Origin of the sequence: Streptomyces sp. NPDC047917 (assembly GCF_043204345.1) — a bacterium.
GTDB classification, from domain to species: Bacteria; Actinomycetota; Actinomycetes; order Streptomycetales; family Streptomycetaceae; genus Streptomyces; species Streptomyces sanglieri.
Window position 1 is genome coordinate 72,434 of record NZ_JBIDCA010000012.1, and the last position, 17,651, is coordinate 90,084.

Genomic DNA, 17,651 nt, shown 5'->3' on the forward strand with positions numbered 1-17,651 from the left:
ACCGCACGGCTCCGTCGGCTCCTACAGCCGCACGGCTCCGTCGGCTCCTACAGCCGCGCGGCTCCGCCGGTTCTACGACAGCGTGGCTCCGCGGGTTCTACAACAGCGCGGCTCCGCAGGCCCCACGACAGCGCGGCTCTACAACAGCGTGGCTCCGCCAGCCCTACGACAGCGCGGCTCCGTCGGCCTCATGGCCACCGTCTCCGGCGGCGCCGGTGATACCAATTCGGACCTTCGGTAACACCTCCACCCAAGCCACTTCAAGACCCTCCGAGCTGCGCTGTTTGCCTCGAACGGCACAATGGTGATCGAATGCATGCTCGTCGGTGGGCCGCTGCTCCGACAGAGACGTCCAGCCGCCGGGCCCCAAGGTGAATCGTCCCGGGGGAAGGTGGAACATGTTCGGTCGTTGGCTGAACGGCAGGCGAGCGGCGGGTTCGGCGCAGGGCAACGCCCTGGCCGGGCTGGAGGTGCCGCGCACTGCCGGATTGCTCAGTTGCCGGGTGCTCGACCCGGTCAACGAGGTCGTGCCGCTGGCCGAGTTCGTGGTCACGGACAGCGCGGGCCGCAAGGTCTTCGGCGGTGAGACCGACCCGTTCGGCAACGTCCTCGCCACTGTCCCGGCCGGTGAGTACCGGCTCGCGGTCACGGCCGAGGGCTTCACCCCGTTCCACGCGTCGGCCACGGTCGTCGAGGGCGGTCACGCGAGCCTGGGCGATGTGACCCTTCAGCTGTCCGCGCCTCCGCAGCTCCCCGCGCCGGGGGAGTGGGAGGTCGAGCCGATGCACTCGCAGATCGGCTTCACGGCCCGGCACATCGGCCTGGCGCGCATCCACGGCCGGTTCAACAACTTCGCGGGGGCCGTGCGGATCGCCGACCGCATGGAGGACTCCGCCATGCACGTGATCATCGACGCCGCGTCGATCGACACGAATGTCCAGATGCGGGACGACCATCTGCGCTCCAGCGACTTCCTCGACGTCGGGCGCTATCCGACGATGGAGTTCTACAGCGAGCGCTTCGTCCACCGGGGCGGCACCCGCTGGGGCGTGACCGGTGCGCTCACCCTGCACGGCGTCAGTCGCACAGTCACCCTGGACACCCAGTACCTCGGCCTGGGCAACGGCCTTGAGGGCGAGACCCGTGCCGCCTGCCGGGCCACCACGGAATTGCACCGTGAGGACTTCACCCTCACCTGGCAGACCATGCTCGCCCGCGGCATCGCGGCCGTGGGATCCAGCATCTCCATCGACCTGGACATCCAGATCGTCCCCAAGACCTGAGCCCCGGGCGCCCCGTCAGGGCGCTTCGAGCCACCCCTCGTACTCAGCGGCGAAGGCATCCAGCGCCGACGAGTCCAGCCGTCCGGACGGGTCCTCCACGACCACCAGCCACTGGGCGTCCTCGGCGTCGTCCTCGCCGGCCAGCGCGTCGCGTACGAGCTGGGGCTCCTCGGCGACCCCGAACCGGTCGGCGAGCTCCCCGGCCACCTCCTCCGCGGCATCGCGGTCGGGCAGCACCAGCACATGTCTCACATCACTCACCGGCCCATTCTCCCGCACCGCGGCGCCCCGGCCCCGGCCCGGTGGACAGGGCGGCCGGGGAGGTCATCGGGGGCTGTCGGTGGTGCATGGGATGCTGGACGGCGATGGCCACCAGAAGGAATTCCACCGACGACCCGCTCGCCCCCCTCACGCTCGCCGTGGGCCAGGAGGACCTGCTCCTCGACCGCGCCGTTCAGCAGGTGGTGGCGGCCGCCCGGGCCTCCGACCCCGACACGGATGTCCGTGACCTCACCTCCGACCAGCTCCAGCCCGGCACCCTCGCCGAGCTGACGAGTCCGTCGCTCTTCGCCGAGCGCAAGGTGGTGATCGTGCGCAATGCGCAGGACCTCTCCGCCGACACGGTCAAGGACGTCAAGGCGTATCTCGGCGACCCGGTCGAGGAGATCACCCTCGTCCTCCTGCACGCGGGCGGCGCCAAGGGCAAGGGCCTGCTGGACGCGGCGCGCAAGGCGGGTGCGCGGGAGGTCGCCTGCCCGAAGACCACCAAACCGGCCGAGCGGCTCTCATTCGTACGGTCCGAGTTCCGGGCGCTGGGGCGTTCGGCGACGCCCGAGGCGTGCCAGGCGCTGGTCGACTCCATCGGCAGCGATCTGCGGGAGCTGGCGAGCGCGGCCTCGCAGCTCGTCGCGGATGTCGAGGGCACCATCGACGAGGCGGTGGTCGCCCGTTACTACACGGGCCGGGCCGAGGCGTCGAGCTTCACGGTCGCCGACCGTGCGGTGGAGGGCCGGGCGGCGGAGGCGTTGGAGGCGTTGCGCTGGTCGCTGTCGACCGGGGTGGCGCCGGTGCTGATCACGAGTGCGCTGGCGCAGGGCGTACGGGCGATCGGCAAGCTGTCCTCGGCCCGTGGCGGCCGGCCCGCCGATCTTGCCCGTGAGCTGGGCATGCCGCCGTGGAAGATCGACCGGGTGCGGCAGCAGATGCGTGGCTGGACGCCGGACGGGGTGGCCGTCGCACTGCGGGCGGTCGCGGAGGCGGACGCGGGGGTCAAGGGCGGTGGCGACGACCCGGAGTACGCCCTGGAGAAGGCCGTGGTCGCGGTGGCACGGGCGGCGCGGTCCGGACGGTGAACCCCGGGGCGGTGAGCGCCGGGCAGGACGACAGGGCAGGAGGCAGGAGGCAGGACGACGGGGCAGCCGGTGTCCGCCTCGCCCCTGGACCCTGACCCGACTCTTCCCTGGCCCCTTCCCCGCCTCGTCCCTGGCCCCTGATCGCCTCGTCCCTGAGCCCTCAGCCCTCAGCCCTCAGCCCTGAGCCCTGCCCCGAGACCGGGCCGGTTCCGCGCACGCCGAAGGCCCCGGTCCTCGCTCTGGGGAGAGCTGAGGCCGGGGCCTTCGGTTCAAGCTTTGGTGCGCCGCACCCGCGTGGCGAACGCAGGTTCGGTGTGCGGCGCGGGGTGCCGGTCAGGAACGGGAGAGAGGGCCCGCTGGGTCCGTTCCGGCGATCACATCAGAATGCTCAGCCCTGGAGGGAGGCAACCTTGGAGGCCAGCGCCGACTTCTTGTTGGCGGCAGCGTTCTTGTGGATGACACCCTTCGAGACGGCCTTGTCGAGCGCGCGGGAGGCGTCGCGAGCGGCCGTGGTGGCCTTCTCGACGTCACCGGCGACGGCAGCCTCACGGGCCTTGCGGATAGCGGTCTTGAGCGAGGACTTGACGGCCTTGTTGCGCAGGCGCGCCTTCTCGTTCGTCTTGTTCCGCTTGATCTGGGACTTGATGTTCGCCACGAAAGAGCCTTTTCAGGTTCGTTGGATCTTCGATGTGCGCCCCACGGCCTGAGAGAGTCGCGAGGCACAGCTGTCAACGGTACCAGCCCCGCTCCGACCGGCCCAAACCGGTCTCCGCCCCGCAACCATGGGACGATGGAGGCTACGTATCGATCCGACCGACCCGACATCGACCCGAGACACGGCGTTCGGCGTCTCAAGAATCAGGACCCTGCGTGCCCGCGACTCCTACCAACGTGCCCGAGCCGAGCCGTACCGACCCGGCGCTGATCCGCAACTTCTGCATCATCGCGCACATCGACCACGGCAAGTCGACCCTTGCCGACCGGATGCTCCAGCTGACCGGTGTGGTCGACCAGCGGCAGATGCGTGCTCAGTACCTCGACCGGATGGACATCGAGCGCGAGCGCGGCATCACCATCAAGTCCCAGGCGGTGCGGCTGCCCTGGGCGCCCACCACGGGCGAGGGCCAGGGCAGCACCCATGTCCTCAACATGATCGACACCCCGGGCCACGTGGACTTCACCTACGAGGTCTCCCGTTCGCTCGCCGCCTGCGAGGGCACGGTCCTGCTGGTCGACGCCGCGCAGGGCATCGAGGCCCAGACCCTGGCCAACCTCTACCTGGCGATGGAGAACGACCTCACCATCGTCCCGGTGCTCAACAAGATCGACCTGCCGGCCGCGCAGCCCGAGAAGTTCTCCGAGGAGCTGGCCAACCTCATCGGCTGCCAGCCGGAGGACGTGCTCAAGGTCTCCGCGAAGACCGGCGTCGGCGTGGACGCGCTGCTCGACCGGGTGGTCAGGGACGTCCCGGCCCCGGTCGGCCAGGCGGACGCCCCCGCCCGCGCGATGATCTTCGACTCGGTCTACGACTCGTACCGCGGCGTCGTCACGTACGTCCGGGTGGTCGACGGCCAGCTCAACAAGCGCGAGCGCATCCGGATGATGTCCACCGGCGCCACCCACGAGCTGCTGGAGATCGGGGTCTCCTCCCCGGAGATGACTCCGGCCGACGGCCTCGGCGTGGGCGAGGTCGGCTACATCATCACCGGTGTGAAGGACGTCCGGCAGTCCAAGGTCGGTGACACCATCACCTCCCTGAACAAGGGCGCGACCGAGGCGCTGGGCGGCTACAAGGACCCCAAGCCGATGGTTTTCTCGGGCCTGTACCCGCTGGACGGATCGGACTACCCGGACCTGCGCGAGGCGCTGGACAAGCTCCAGCTCAACGACGCCGCCCTGGTGTACGAGCCGGAGACCTCCGCGGCCCTCGGCTTCGGTTTCCGCGTCGGCTTCCTCGGACTGCTCCACCTCGACGTGATCCGGGAGCGGCTGGAGCGCGAGTTCGGCCTCGAACTCATCGCCACCGCCCCCAACGTGGTCTACCGCGTCGACATGGAGGACGGCACCGAGCACATCGTCACCAACCCGAGCGAATTCCCCGAGGGCAAGATCGACAAGGTGCACGAGCCCGTCGTGCGCGCCACGGTCCTGGCCCCCAGCGAGTTCATCGGCGCGATCATGGAGCTCTGCCAGCAGCGGCGCGGCACCCTGCTCGGCATGGACTACCTCTCCGAGGACCGGGTCGAGATCCGTTACACCCTGCCGCTCGCCGAGATCGTCTTCGACTTCTTCGACCAGCTGAAGTCCAAGACCCGGGGCTACGCCTCGCTCGACTACGAGCCCACCGGCGAGCAGACCGCCCAGCTCGTCAAGGTCGACATCCTGCTGCACGGCGACAAGGTCGACGCGTTCTCCGCGGTCACCCACAAGGACAAGGCGTACGCGTACGGCGTCCGGCTGGTCGCCAAGCTGCGCGAGCTGATCCCGCGGCAGAACTTCGAGGTGCCGATCCAGGCCGCCATCGGCTCCCGGGTCATCGCCCGTGAGACCGTCCGCGCCATCCGCAAGGACGTCCTCGCCAAGTGCTACGGCGGTGACATCTCCCGTAAGCGGAAGCTGCTGGAGAAGCAGAAGGAGGGCAAGAAGCGGATGAAGATGGTCGGCAATGTGGAGGTGCCGCAGGAGGCCTTCATCGCCGTGCTGTCGACGGACGAGTCCGGCGGCGAGGGCAAGGGCAAGAAGTAGCCCGCCGCCCCACCCCCCGGTGACAGCCCTGTGGGCCCCCATGCCGCGCCACCCCGCGGCATGGGGGCCCGTTTGTTATGAAGCGGCGGCCCGTTGCCTCTTACGCGGTGGACGCGGGCGCTCTACCCTGATCACGACTTCGTAGTTACTCGCCAGTTAAACAAGGCGGGTCCCCGAGCAGGACGAGCAGACGGACGCACGCAGGAACAGGCGCGGGGACAGGCACAGGAACAGGCACAGGAACAAGCGGTACACAGCAGCCATCAGCAGCCGGTCGTGAAGCACTGCCGCAGGCCCGGAGGACGTCGTGAGCGACACACTGACCTTGATCGAGAACCGACCGCCCTCCGTGGCGAACCTCTTCATCGACCGCGTGGCGGCCACCCCGGACGGGGAGGCGTACCGCTACCCCGTCCCGGCCGCCGGCGACGGACCCGATGAGTGGAAGTCGCTGAGCTGGGCACAGGCCGCCGAGCGGGTCTACGCCGTCGCGGCCGGGCTCATCGGTCTGGGCGTGCAGCCGGAGGAGCGGGTCGCGCTCGCCGCGAGCACGCGGGTGGAATGGATCCTCGTCGACCTCGGTGTGATGTGCGCGGGTGCCGCCACCACCACGGTCTACCCGTCGACCAACGCGGAGGAGTCGGCGTTCATCCTCTCCGACTCCGAGAGCCGGGTGCTCATCGCCGAGGACGCCGCCCAGCTGGCCAAGGCCCGCGAGCGCCGCGCCGAACTGCCGGACCTCGCCCATGTCGTCGTCATCGACCCCGAGGGCGCCGGACCCGCCGAGGGCGACCCCGAGGGCTGGGTGATCACCCTCGCCGAGCTGGAGGCCCGCGGCGCCGAGCACCTGGCGAAGCACCCCGAGGCGGTCAAGGAGCGGGTCTCCGCCATCACGGCCGACCAGCTCGCCACCCTGATCTACACCTCGGGCACCACCGGCCGCCCCAAGGGCGTGCGCCTGCCGCACGACAACTGGTCGTACATGGCCAAGGCGACCGTGGCGACCGGCCTGATCACCCCGGAGGACGTGCAGTACCTCTGGCTGCCGCTCGCGCACGTCTTCGGCAAGGTCCTCACCTCCGGCCAGATCGAGGTCGGCCACGTCACCGCCGTGGACGGCCGGGTCGACAAGATCATCGAGAACCTCCCGGTGGTCCAGCCGACGTACATGGCGGCCGTGCCCCGCATCTTCGAGAAGGTCTACAACGGCGTCGCCGCCAAGGCGCGGGCCGGTGGCGGTGCCAAGTACAAGATCTTCCAGTGGGCGGCCGGGGTCGCCCGCGAGCACGCGACGGTCTCGCAGGACAACTTCCGGCGCACCGGCACGGCCTCGGTCCCCTTCGCCCTCGGTGCCAAGCACAAGGTCGCCGACACCCTGGTCTTCGCCAAGATCCGCGAGGCCTTCGGCGGCCGGCTGCGCGCCTGCATCTCCGGCTCCGCGGCGCTTGCCCCCGACATCGGCCTCTTCTTCGCGGGCGCCGGGATCCACATCCTGGAGGGCTACGGCCTCACCGAGTCCAGCGCCGCCTCCTTCGTCAACCCGGGCGAGGCCTACCGCACCGGCACCGTCGGCAAGCCGCTCCCCGGCACCGAGGTACGGATCGCGGACGACGGCGAGATCCTGCTGCGCGGCCCCGGGATCATGCAGGGCTACCACGGGCAGCCGGAGAAGACCGCCGAGGTGCTGGAGTCGGACGGCTGGTTCCACACCGGCGACATCGGCGAGCTGTCCGTGGACGGCTACCTCCGGATCACCGACCGCAAGAAGGACCTGATCAAGACGTCCGGCGGCAAGTACATCGCCCCGGCGGAGGTCGAGGGACAGTTCAAGGCGGTCTGCCCGTTCGTCTCCAACATCCTGGTGCACGGCGCGGACCGTAACTTCTGCACCGCCCTGATCGCGCTGGACGAGCCGACCATCCTCGGCTGGGCCGCCGAGAACGGCCTGGGCGGGAAGCCGTACGCCGAAGTGGTGGCCTCCCCGCAGGCCGTCGAGCTCATCGAGGGCTACGTGAAGCGGCTCAACGAGGGTCTGCAGCGCTGGCAGACCATCAAGAAGTTCCGGCTGCTGCCCCGCGACCTGGACATCGAGCACGGCGAGCTGACGCCCAGCCTCAAGCTGAAGCGGCCGGTCGTCGAGCGCGCGTACCAGGGCCTCATCGACGACATGTACGCGGGAACCCGCGAGGCATAGACAGCTCCTCGCGGAGCGGCCGCACGGTGCGGCCGCTCCTGTCCCGTTCCCCGCTCATTTTCTCCGCTCACTTCGGCAACTCGCTGCTTATGGGCATGGTCCATCTGTCACTCTGTCGGTGTCGCCAGCGCCGCCCAACGAGAACAGACAGACAGCAACGAGAACAGACAGAGCGAGAACAGGTCAGGAGCCGCACCGTGGGGCCCATTCCCTTGCAGCGGGACATCGCCGAGCGTCCCGGTGATCCCGCAGGCCGTGCGGACGCGCGGCCGGTCGCCCATACGTCCCTGCCCGGGAACCTCCTCGCCCCCTCCGCCGCCCGCAGGTTCGTCCGGGCCGCCCTCGGCGAGTGGACCGGGCTCGGGCTGCCGGCGGTCGTGGGCTTCAGCGAGCGCGTGGCCGACGATGCGGAAATCGTCGTCAGCGAGCTGGTCACCAACGCGGTCGTGCACGCCGGGACCAACGTGGAGGTGCTCGCCCGGCTGGAGGAGGCCACCGAGGACGAGGTGGCGGCCCTGGTGGTGGAGGTCTCCGACCACCACCCCGCCCGCGCCGTGCGCAGCGACCGTCCGGAGTCCGGAAGCGCGGCCGACGCCGCCGAGGGCACCAGCCTCGTCGGACCCGACGAGCCCGCCGAGTACGGTCGCGGGCTCCAGCTCGTCGGCACCCTCTCCGAACGCTGGGGCATCACCTACCGCACCGGCCTCAAGACCGTCTGGGCCAGGCTCCCCGTGGACGACTGGAACCCGTTCCCGGAAGCGGCCGCCGACCCCGGCTTCCAGCAGGGGCTGCGCGCCGCCGAACTGCTCGCCCCCAACGCCCGTCGCGCGCTGCGCGACGACGCGGACTGGGCCGGCCGCGGCGCGCTCTCCTTCCTCGCCGAGGCCTCGGACCTGCTCGCCGGCCAGCTCGACGAGGACATCGTGGCGGCGCTCTCCGGACAGTTACTGGTGCCCAGACTCGCCGACTGGTGCGCGATCTGGCTGGAACCCGAGAACGGCGGCCCCTCCGCCGTCCCCCGGCTCGCCAGCGTCTGGCACCGGGACGAGGCCGAGACCGGACAGCTGCGCACCCTGCTGGAGCAGGGCCCGATCCGGCTTCCCGAGCGGGTCGGCACCGGACCCGTCTCCATGCCGTGGCCCGGCGGCGAGGAGGACGGCGAGAAGGCCGACGAACCGGCCGCGTCCACCCTCGCCTACCGGATCACCTCCGGCGGCCGGAACCTCGGCGCCGTACTCCTCGGCCGGGAGGGCCTCGCCCGTGTCCCCGACGAGGTGACCGCGCTCATCGAGGACTTCGTACGCCGGGTCGGCCTCGCCGTCGGCGCCGCCCGTGAGTACACCCGGCAGGCCACCATCAGCCGCATCCTGCAGCGGGCCCTGCTGCCCGGCAAGGTCGCCGACATACCCGGCGTCACCAGCTCACTGGTGTACGAACCCAGTGACGACGGCGTCGTCGGCGGTGACTTCTACGACATCTTCCCGTGCCCCGGCGACCGCTGGTGCTTCGTCCTCGGCGACGTGCAGGGCAGCGGCCCGGAGGCCGCCGTCGTCACCGGCCTCGCCCGCCCCTGGCTGCGGCTGCTGGCCCGCGAGGGCTTCGGAGTCGGCGAGGTCCTCGACCGGCTCAACCGGCTGCTCCTCGACGACGCGATGGAGGCCGCCGAGGCGGCCGCGCTCATGGTGGCCGCCGCCGGTGGCCAGCAGACCGCGGACAGCGGGCAGTCCCGTTTCCTGTCCCTGCTGTACGGGGAACTCGTACCGCTGCCCGGCGGCGGCGTGCGCTGCACCCTGGCCAGCGCCGGCCATCCGCTGCCGCTGCTGCTGCGGCCCGACGGCGAGGTGCGCCCGGCCGCCGAGCCGCAGATACTGCTCGGCATCTTCGACGACGTCGCGTACGAGAGCCAGTGCTTCGAGCTGGCGCCCGGCGACAGCCTGCTGTGCGTCACGGACGGTGTCACGGAGCGGCGCTCGGGGACGCTGATGTTCGACGACGGGGACGGACTGTCCCGGGCGCTGGCCGACTGCTCCGGGCTGTCGGCGGACGGGATCGCGGACCGGATCAAGCGGGCGGTGCACGAATTCGCCGAGCGGCCGCCGGACGACGACCTGGCGCTGCTGGTGCTCCAGGCGGGGTGAGGCGGTACGTGTCCGGGAGCGGCCGGCGTCCGTGATCACGGGCATGGCCGGAAGGCTCCCGGCGGCGAGCGACAATGGGCGGTATGCCTTCCGTACTGCCCGATGGTGAACCCGTACCCGACGACGGGGCGCTGCCCCGCCATGCCCTGGAAGGCGCCGCCGACCGGCCGCTCGGCTTCTACCTGCACGTGCCGTACTGCGCGACCCGCTGCGGCTACTGCGACTTCAACACCTACACCGCGACCGAGCTGCGCGGATCCGGCGGGGCGCTGGCCTCCCGGGACAACTACGCGACCCATCTGATCGGTGAGGTCCGCCAGGCCCGCAAGGTCCTCGGGGACGACCCCCGGCCGGTCCGCACGGTCTTCGTCGGCGGCGGTACGCCGACCCTGCTGGCGGCCTCCGACCTGGTCCGGATGCTGGGGGCGATCCGGGAGGAGTTCGGGCTCGCGGACGATGCCGAGATCACCACCGAGGCCAATCCGGAGTCCGTCGGTCCGGCGTATCTCGCGGAACTGCGGGAGGGCGGCTTCAACCGGATCTCCTTCGGCATGCAGAGCGCCCGGCAGCACGTGCTGAAGATCCTCGACCGTACGCACACGCCGGGGCGGCCCGAGGCATGTGTCGCCGAGGCCCGGGAGGCGGGCTTCGAGCACGTCAACCTCGACCTGATCTACGGCACGCCGGGGGAGTCCGACGACGACTGGCGGGCCTCGCTGGACGCGGCGATCGGGGCCGGGCCGGACCATGTGTCGGCGTACGCGCTGATCGTCGAGGAGGGCACGCAGCTGGCCCGCCGGATCCGGCGCGGTGAGATCCCGATGACCGACGACGACGCCCACGCGGACCGGTACCTGATCGCGGACGAGGCGATGGCCGCGGCGGGCTTCTCCTGGTACGAGGTGTCGAACTGGGCCCGTACGCCCAAGGGCCGCTGCCTGCACAACGAGCTGTACTGGCGCGGCGCCGACTGGTGGGGCGCCGGGCCCGGGGCGCACAGCCACGTCGGCGGGGTGCGCTGGTGGAACGTGAAGCATCCGGGCGCGTACGCGCAGGCGCTGGCCGAGGGGCGCTCGCCGGGAGCCGGGCGCGAGGTCCTCTCCGAGGAGGACCGGCGGGTGGAGCGGATCCTGCTGGAGCTCCGGCTCCAGGACGGGTGCCCGCTCGACATCCTGGCCCCGGCCGGTCTGGCGGCCTCCCGCCGCGCCCTGGCGGACGGGCTCCTGGAGTCCGGGCCGTACGAGCGGGGGCGGGCGGTGCTGACCCTGCGGGGGCGGCTGCTGGCGGACGCGGTGGTGCGGGACCTGGTGGACTGAGGGCGGGGCGCGGCGCGGCCGCGGGGTGCCCTGCGGTGGGCTACTGCGGCGGCGCCGTCACGAAGTCGATCAGGTGTTCCACCGAGCCCAGCAGGGACGGCTCCAGGTCGCGGTACGAGTGGACCTTGGACAGGATGTGCTGCCAGGCCGCGCCGGTGTTCTCCGGCCAGCCCAGGGCACGGCACACGCCCGTCTTCCAGTCCTGGCCGCGCGGCACCACCGGCCAGGCCGTGATGCCCACGGAGGACGGCTTCACGGCCTCCCACACGTCGATGTACGGGTGGCCGACCACCAGGACGTTCCCGTCCGTGACCTGATCGGCGATCCGGGACTCCTTGGTGCCGGGGACCAGGTGGTCGACCAGGACGCCCAGCCTGGCGTCCGGGCCGGGGGAGAACTCGCGTACGACGGCAGGGAGGTCGTCGATGCCCTCCAGGTACTCGACGACCACGCCCTCGATCCGCAGGTCGTCGCCCCAGACCCGCTCGACCAGCTCCGCGTCGTGCCGGCCCTCCACGTAGATCCGGCCCGCCCGCGCGACCCGGGCCCGCGCGCCGGGGACCGCGACCGAACCCGAGGCCGTGCGCGCGGGGCGCACCGGAGCGGCGGCCGAGGGGCGCACGAGGGTGACCACCCGGCCCTCCAGCAGGAAGCCGCGCGGTTCCATCGGGAACACCCGGTGCTTGCCGAAGCGGTCCTCCAGGGTCACCGTCGGCCCCTGGGCCGTCTTCTCGCAGCGGATCACCGCACCGCAGAATCCGGTGGAGACCTCCTCCACGACCAGATCGGCTTCGGCGGGGACCTCGGGAGCGGGGGCGGACCTCTTCCACGGCGGGGTCAGGTCCGGCTGGTAGCTGCGCATCGGACGACGATAGGACGAGTCGGCCCCGGGGGTCACGACACGCCGAAGCGTACGGCCAGTTGTTCGCGCTGATCGCGTACGAACGCCGCGTCCACCACCGCCCCGTGCCCCGGCACGTACACCGCGTCCTCGCCGCCCAGCGCCAGCAGCCGGTCCAGCGAGAGCGGCCAGCGGGCGGGGAAGGCGTCCCGGCCCGCCTGCGGTTCGCCGGACTCCTCGACCAGGTCCCCGCAGAGCACGACCGCGGGGGAGCCGGGGACGACCGCCACCAGGTCGTGGCCGCTGTGCGCGGGGCCCACGTCGGCCAGCAGCACCTCGCGCCCGCCGCCCAGGTCGATCGTCCACTCGCCGCACACCTCGTGCCGCGGCGCGACCAGGGCGTCCACGGCCTCCGCCGCGTCGTGCTCGCCGACCCCGTGGCGCACGGCCGAGCTGTGCAGTTCGTCCGCCCCGCGCTTCAGCAGGTCCCGCATGCCGACCGCCCCGTACACCTGGGCGCCGGAGAAGGCGGCGGTGCCCAGTACATGGTCGAAGTGGGGGTGGCTGAGTGCGATATGCGTCACCCTCCGGCCGAGCAGGGCCTGCGCCTGGGCCCGCACCTCGGCACCTTCACGGAGCGTCGATCCGGTGTCGTAGAGCAGCACCGCGTCCGCTCCGACCACCAGTGCGACCGTCGCGTCCCACCCGGGAAGGCGCCGCCGGCCCACTCCGTGACCGAGTCGCTCCCAGCCGAACTCTTCCCAAGAGGCATCCATACCGCGACGCTATCGGCAACGACCTGCGCGGTCTCGCGGTAGCGTGGCCGGTCGCCCTTGCTAGGCCCCCACCCGGCCGCCGTACACTGGCCGGGGGGTTGCTGGCACTCGCGATGACAGAGTGCCAGGAGGATTCCTGGGCAGAGAAACAGGAACGACCCGAGAACCAACGAGGAAACACAGCTGGAGGTGTGCGCGATGCTCAGCGAACGCAGACTCGAAGTGCTTCGCGCCATCGTCCAGGACTATGTCGGCACGGAGGAGCCCGTCGGCTCCAAGGCGCTCACCGAGCGGCACAAGCTGGGGGTCTCCCCGGCGACCGTCCGCAACGACATGGCGGTGCTGGAGGACGAGGGCTTCATCGCCCAGCCCCACACCAGCGCGGGACGCATCCCGACGGACAAGGGCTACCGGCTCTTCGTCGACAGGCTCGCGGGGGTCAAGCCCCTCTCGACGCCGGAGCGCCGCGCCATCCACAATTTCCTCGACGGCGCGGTGGACCTCGACGACGTCGTGGGCCGCACCGTACGGCTGCTCGCGCAGCTGACCCGGCAGGTCGCCATCGTGCAGTACCCCTCGCTGACCCGGTCGACGGTCCGGCACGTGGAACTGCTCTCGCTGGCGCCCGCCCGGCTGATGCTCGTGCTCATCACGGACACCGGCCGGGTCGAACAGCGCATGATCGACTGCCCCGCCCCGTTCGGCGAGACCTCTCTCGCCGATCTGCGGGCCCGGCTCAACAGCCGGGTCGTCGGACGCCGCTTCGCGGACGTCCCGCAGCTGGTGCAGGACCTGCCGGAATCCTTCGAGAGCGAGGACCGGGGAACCGTGTCCACCGTGCTCTCCACCCTGCTCGAAACCCTCGTCGAGGAGACGGAGGAGCGGCTGATGATCGGCGGCACCTCCAACCTCACCCGCTTCGGACACGACTTCCCGGTGATGATCCGGCCGGTGCTGGAGGCACTGGAGGAGCAGGTCGTGCTGCTGAAGCTGCTCGGCGAGGCCAAGGACTCGGGCATGACCGTACGTATCGGGCACGAGAACGCCCACGAGGGGCTCAACTCCACGTCCGTCGTCGCGGTCGGCTACGGTTCGGGCGACGAGGCAGTCGCCAAACTCGGCGTGGTCGGACCGACCCGCATGGACTACCCCGGAACGATGGGAGCGGTACGCGCAGTGGCACGTTACGTCGGACAGATCCTGGCGGAGTCGTAAGTGGCCACGGACTACTACGCCGTACTCGGCGTGCGCCGCGACGCCTCTCAGGACGAGATCAAGAAGGCATTCCGGCGGCTCGCCCGCGAGCTGCACCCGGATGTGAACCCCGATCCGAAGACCCAGGAGCGGTTCAAGGAGATCAACGCCGCCTACGAGGTGCTGTCGGACCCGCAGAAGAAGCAGGTCTACGACCTCGGCGGCGACCCGCTGTCCGCCTCCGGCGGCGCGGGCGCGGGCGGATTCGGACAGGGTGGCTTCGGCAACTTCTCCGACATCATGGACGCGTTCTTCGGTACGTCGTCGCAGCGCGGACCCCGGTCGCGCACCCGGCGCGGCCAGGACGCGATGATCCGGCTGGAGATCGATCTCGCCGAGGCGGCGTTCGGCACCACCAAGGACATCCAGGTCGACACGGCAGTCGTCTGCACGACGTGCAGCGGCGAGGGTGCCGCCCCCGGCACCTCCGCGCAGACCTGTGACATGTGCCGCGGCCGCGGCGAGGTCTCCCAGGTCACCCGGTCCTTCCTCGGCCAGGTCATGACTTCGCGGCCCTGCCCGCAGTGTCAGGGCTTCGGCACGGTCGTGCCGACCCCGTGCCCGGAGTGCGCCGGCGACGGCCGCATCCGCTCGCGGCGCACGCTCACCGTGAAGATCCCCGCCGGTGTCGACAACGGCACCCGCATCCAGCTCGCGGGCGAGGGCGAGGTCGGCCCCGGCGGCGGCCCGGCCGGCGATCTGTACGTGGAGATCCACGAGCTCTCGCACGCGGTGTTCCAGCGCCGCGGCGACGACCTGCACTGCACGGTCACCATCCCCATGACGGCGGGCGCGCTGGGCACCAAGGTGCCGCTGGAGACGCTCGACGGTCTGGAGGAGGTCGACATCCGGCCGGGCACCCAGTCCGGCCAGTCGGTGCCGCTGCACGGCCGTGGCATCACGCATCTGCGGGGCGGCGGGCGCGGCGACCTGATCGTGCACGTCGAGGTGATGACCCCGACGAAGCTGGAGCCGGAGCAGGAGCGACTGCTGCGCGACCTGGCGAAGATGCGGGGCGAGGAGCGGCCCACCGGCCAGTTCCAGCCCGGCCAGCAGGGGTTGTTCTCCCGGCTGAAGGACGCCTTCAACGGTCGCTGACCGACCCCGCAAGCCGTTCCCCGACGCCGGACGGACCCGCTCGACGGGCCCGTCCGGCGTTCGAGTACCGACCCGTCCGGCGGTTGAGTACCGGCCCGTCCGGCGTTTGAGTACAAAGCGGACCCCGGGCCGGGCGTCCCGGGCGGCCCGGGACGTGACACGATGCGGTCATGTCATCCGCGTTGACCGATCTCTGCCGGTATCCGATCGTGCAGGCCCCGATGGCGGGGGGCACGTCCTGTCCACAGCTCGTCGCGGCCGTCTCGGAGGCGGGCGGGCTCGGTTTCCTCGCCGCCGGGTACAAGACGGCGGACGGCATGTACAACGAGATCAAACAGCTGCGCGGGCTGACCGGCCGGCCCTTCGGTGTCAATCTCTTCATGCCTCAGCCGGCGCTCGCCGACCCGAGCGCCGTCGAGGTGTACCGGCACCAGCTCGCGGGCGAGGCCGCCTGGTACGAGACCCCGCTCGGCGACCCGGACTCCAGCGGCGACGACGGCTACGACGCCAAGCTGGCCATACTCCTGGACGACCCGGTCCCGGCCGTCTCGTTCACCTTCGGCTGCCCCACCCGCGACACCCTCGACGCGTTCGCCGGCGTCGGCACGTACACCGTCGTGACGGTCACCACGCCCGAGGAGGCCCAGACCGCCCAGTGGGCGGGCGCCGACGCGGTCTGTGTCCAGGGCGTCGAGGCGGGCGGCCACCAGTCCACCCACCGCGACGACCCGCAGGCCGACGGCGCCGGAATCGGGCTGCTCTCGCTGGTGTCCCAGGTCCGCGAGACCGTGCAGATACCGATCGTCGCCACCGGTGGGCTGATGCGCGGATCCCAGATCGCCGCGGTGCTGGCCGCGGGCGCGGAGGCGGCTCAGCTCGGCACGGCGTTCCTCGTCTGCCCCGAGTCCGGGGCGAGCCTGCTGCACAAGCAGGCGCTGACCAACCCGCTGTTCGTACGGACCGCCCTGACCCGGGCGTTCTCCGGCCGCCCCGCCCGCGGCCTGGTCAACCGCTTCATGCGCGAGCACGGCCCGTACGCACCGGCCGCCTACCCGCAGGTGCACTATCTGACCGCCGGCCTGCGCAAGGCGGCGGCGAAGGCCGGGGACGCCCAGGGCATGGCGCTGTGGGCGGGCCAGGGGCACCGGATGGCACGCGAGTTGCCGGCCGGCCGGCTGGTCAGGCTGCTCGCCGAAGAACTGGACGCCGCACGGACGGCAGTGAGCACAGGGAGTACGCAGTGACCGCACCGGTCTTCGTCGTCGAACAGGTCCCCGGCGGGCCCGAGTTCGTCCTGGAGGGGCCCGAGGGCCGGCACGCCGTGTCGGTCAAGCGGCTGCGCGCCGGTGAGGCCGTCGTGCTCACCGACGGGCGCGGCCACTGGGCGGACGGCACCGTCTCGGCCGCCGAGGGCAAGGACCGGCTCGTCGTCACCGGCCTGACCGGGATCCTGGAGGAGCCGGGCCCCGCCCCCCGCATCACCGTCGTCCAGGCCCTGCCCAAGGGCGACCGGGGCGAGGTCGCCGTGGAGACGATGACGGAGACCGGCGTGGACGCGATCGTGCCCTGGCAGGCGTCGCGCTGCATCACGCAGTGGAAGGGCGACCGCGGCCTCAAGTCCCTGGCGAAATGGCGCAACACCGCCCGGGAGGCGGGCAAGCAGTCCCGCCGGGTGCGCTTCCCCGAGGTGACCGACGCCATGACCACCAAGCAGGCGGCAGCCCTGGTCGCCGCGGCGGACTTCGCCGCCGTCCTGCACGAGGACCGGGAGCACGACAGCGAGCCGCTGGCCACCGTCCCGCTCCCCGCCGAGGGCGAGATCGTGCTCGTCGTCGGCCCCGAGGGCGGGGTGTCGCCGGACGAACTGGCGGCCTTCACCGCGGCGGGCGCCCGGACCTGCCGGCTCGGCGCGAGCGTGCTGCGCACCTCCACGGCCGGCACGGCGGCCACCGCACTGCTGCTGGGGCGCACCGGCCGCTGGTCGTGAGCCCCCGCTCGTGCTCCGGCGCCACCCCCACTGGCCCCGCACGCCGTCTACCGCAGGACGGTACAACGGTGGGAAGCTGCCCGTATGGGGACATCAAGGGCATGGGGTCAGGGAAGAGAACGGCGCTTTCTGGCCGCGTCCGCACTCGTGGTCGCGGCGGTCGCGGGAGCTGCCGCCTGTGACCCCCAGGGCGGGCTGAACTCCGCGTCCATCGCCGTGACCACCGACCGGGTCGGCACCGGCGCACTGGAACGCAACGGGGTCGACGTGCAGTGGCTGAACTGCACGGCCGGCGTCGACGGGGACCGGGCCGGGGGCGCACAGCCCTCGGCGTCCGTGCGCCGGATCGCGGACGTCGACTGCACCGGCAAGACCGGACAGGGCGAGCCCATCACCCTCACCGGCAAGGTGACCGAGGAGTTGGGCGGCCGCTGCGTGCGGGGGGACCTGACCGCGAAGACGGGCGGGAAGTCCGTCTTCCGGGCGGACGTGCTCGGCAACTGCGACGCCGCCCCGTCGACCGCGGTGGTGGACCCGCTGCCGGCCGGCGGCCCGGGGCCGGTGGTCACCGTCACGGTGACGGTGACCGAGACACCCATGGGCAAGTGAACGGGTCCGCCCCGGAGGCCCGTCGAACTCCGGCCAACCCGCTTACGCGGAACGGGAC

Annotated in this window: 15 protein-coding genes; 11 read left to right on the forward strand and 4 right to left on the reverse strand. The window is 71.6% G+C overall.

What is annotated here, in order from left to right; genetic code table 11:
* Positions 1-398 precede the first annotated feature (398 nt).
* Positions 399-1,283 carry a YceI family protein gene (locus tag ACGF8B_RS28130; RefSeq protein ID WP_392743950.1) on the forward strand — a complete coding sequence of 295 codons (885 nt, stop codon included), beginning with the start codon at positions 399-401 and terminating at the stop codon, positions 1,281-1,283.
* Positions 1,284-1,298: 15 nt separating this feature from the next.
* Here the strand turns inward: ACGF8B_RS28130 and ACGF8B_RS28135 are convergent, their stop codons facing one another.
* Positions 1,299-1,544: a hypothetical protein gene (locus ACGF8B_RS28135; RefSeq protein ID WP_199883160.1), complete on the reverse strand. Its 246-nt coding sequence runs from the start codon at positions 1,542-1,544 to the stop codon at positions 1,299-1,301.
* 104 nt (positions 1,545-1,648) lie between these two features.
* Between ACGF8B_RS28135 and holA the strand changes: the two genes are divergently transcribed.
* Entirely contained in the window at positions 1,649-2,635 is a 987-nt protein-coding gene (gene holA, locus ACGF8B_RS28140; protein WP_342285420.1) for a DNA polymerase III subunit delta, read from the forward strand.
* Positions 2,636-3,023: 388 nt separating this feature from the next.
* On the opposite strand, the gene rpsT is transcribed toward holA, so the two are convergent.
* Positions 3,024-3,290, reverse strand: a complete 267-nt coding sequence (gene rpsT / locus ACGF8B_RS28145; RefSeq protein ID WP_093897085.1) for a 30S ribosomal protein S20 — start codon at positions 3,288-3,290, stop codon at positions 3,024-3,026.
* A 215-nt stretch (positions 3,291-3,505) separates the two neighbouring features.
* Here rpsT and lepA point away from each other — a divergent pair, with 215 nt between their 5' ends.
* The 4 genes from lepA to hemW all read left to right on the forward strand — a co-directional run bounded on the left by lepA (position 3,506) and on the right by hemW (position 11,028).
* Complete coding sequence (lepA, locus tag ACGF8B_RS28150; protein WP_385201814.1) at positions 3,506-5,380, forward strand: translation elongation factor 4; 1,875 nt, start codon at positions 3,506-3,508, stop codon at positions 5,378-5,380.
* Between the two features lie 307 nt (positions 5,381-5,687).
* Positions 5,688-7,574 (forward strand): AMP-dependent synthetase/ligase, encoded by a 1,887-nt coding sequence (locus tag ACGF8B_RS28155; RefSeq protein ID WP_392743954.1) that lies wholly within the window; start codon positions 5,688-5,690, stop codon positions 7,572-7,574.
* Between the two features lie 212 nt (positions 7,575-7,786).
* Positions 7,787-9,712 (forward strand): SpoIIE family protein phosphatase, encoded by a 1,926-nt coding sequence (locus tag ACGF8B_RS28160; RefSeq protein ID WP_392744617.1) that lies wholly within the window; start codon positions 7,787-7,789, stop codon positions 9,710-9,712.
* Between the two features lie 74 nt (positions 9,713-9,786).
* Positions 9,787-11,028: a radical SAM family heme chaperone HemW gene (gene hemW, locus ACGF8B_RS28165; RefSeq protein ID WP_392743957.1), complete on the forward strand. Its 1,242-nt coding sequence runs from the start codon at positions 9,787-9,789 to the stop codon at positions 11,026-11,028.
* 40 nt (positions 11,029-11,068) lie between these two features.
* On the opposite strand, the gene ACGF8B_RS28170 is transcribed toward hemW, so the two are convergent.
* Positions 11,069-11,890 (reverse strand): DUF3097 domain-containing protein, encoded by an 822-nt coding sequence (locus tag ACGF8B_RS28170; RefSeq protein WP_392743960.1) that lies wholly within the window; start codon positions 11,888-11,890, stop codon positions 11,069-11,071.
* 32 nt (positions 11,891-11,922) lie between these two features.
* Complete coding sequence (locus ACGF8B_RS28175) at positions 11,923-12,645, reverse strand: MBL fold metallo-hydrolase (RefSeq protein WP_392743963.1); 723 nt, start codon at positions 12,643-12,645, stop codon at positions 11,923-11,925.
* 198 nt (positions 12,646-12,843) lie between these two features.
* Between ACGF8B_RS28175 and hrcA the strand changes: the two genes are divergently transcribed.
* From hrcA to ACGF8B_RS28200, 5 genes are all read left to right on the forward strand, one after another.
* A complete protein-coding gene (gene hrcA / locus ACGF8B_RS28180; RefSeq protein ID WP_124717772.1) occupies positions 12,844-13,860 on the forward strand; it encodes a heat-inducible transcriptional repressor HrcA in 1,017 nt (338 codons plus the stop codon).
* On the forward strand, positions 13,861-14,997 hold the full coding sequence (gene dnaJ, locus ACGF8B_RS28185) for a molecular chaperone DnaJ (RefSeq protein WP_351251245.1): 1,137 nt from the start codon (positions 13,861-13,863) through the stop codon (positions 14,995-14,997).
* A 170-nt stretch (positions 14,998-15,167) separates the two neighbouring features.
* The gene (locus ACGF8B_RS28190) at positions 15,168-16,241 is read left to right on the forward strand and encodes a nitronate monooxygenase (RefSeq protein ID WP_392743968.1); all 1,074 of its coding nucleotides are present in this window, start codon (positions 15,168-15,170) and stop codon (positions 16,239-16,241) included.
* A complete protein-coding gene (locus ACGF8B_RS28195; protein WP_392743970.1) occupies positions 16,238-16,984 on the forward strand; it encodes a 16S rRNA (uracil(1498)-N(3))-methyltransferase in 747 nt (248 codons plus the stop codon). The genes ACGF8B_RS28190 and ACGF8B_RS28195 overlap by 4 nt, the downstream gene beginning before the upstream one ends.
* Before the next feature lie 84 nt (positions 16,985-17,068).
* Positions 17,069-17,593, forward strand: a complete 525-nt coding sequence (locus ACGF8B_RS28200) for a hypothetical protein (protein ID WP_392743973.1) — start codon at positions 17,069-17,071, stop codon at positions 17,591-17,593.
* The last annotated feature ends 58 nt before the right edge of the window (positions 17,594-17,651 follow it).

Excerpts from the sequence above, each read along its gene's own strand:
- ACGF8B_RS28130 (WP_392743950.1), top strand. The coding sequence starts at position 399 with ATGTTCGGTCGTTGGCTGAACGGCAGGCGAGCGGCGGGTTCGGCGCAG.
- holA (WP_342285420.1), top strand. The coding sequence starts at position 1,649 with ATGGCCACCAGAAGGAATTCCACCGACGACCCGCTCGCCCCCCTCACG.
- hemW (WP_392743957.1), top strand. The coding sequence starts at position 9,787 with ATGGGCGGTATGCCTTCCGTACTGCCCGATGGTGAACCCGTACCCGAC.
- ACGF8B_RS28170 (WP_392743960.1), bottom strand. The coding sequence starts at position 11,890 with ATGCGCAGCTACCAGCCGGACCTGACCCCGCCGTGGAAGAGGTCCGCC.
- ACGF8B_RS28175 (WP_392743963.1), bottom strand. The coding sequence starts at position 12,645 with ATGGATGCCTCTTGGGAAGAGTTCGGCTGGGAGCGACTCGGTCACGGA.
- hrcA (WP_124717772.1), top strand. The coding sequence starts at position 12,844 with ATGCTCAGCGAACGCAGACTCGAAGTGCTTCGCGCCATCGTCCAGGAC.
- ACGF8B_RS28190 (WP_392743968.1), top strand. The coding sequence starts at position 15,168 with ATGTCATCCGCGTTGACCGATCTCTGCCGGTATCCGATCGTGCAGGCC.
- ACGF8B_RS28200 (WP_392743973.1), top strand. The coding sequence starts at position 17,069 with ATGGGGACATCAAGGGCATGGGGTCAGGGAAGAGAACGGCGCTTTCTG.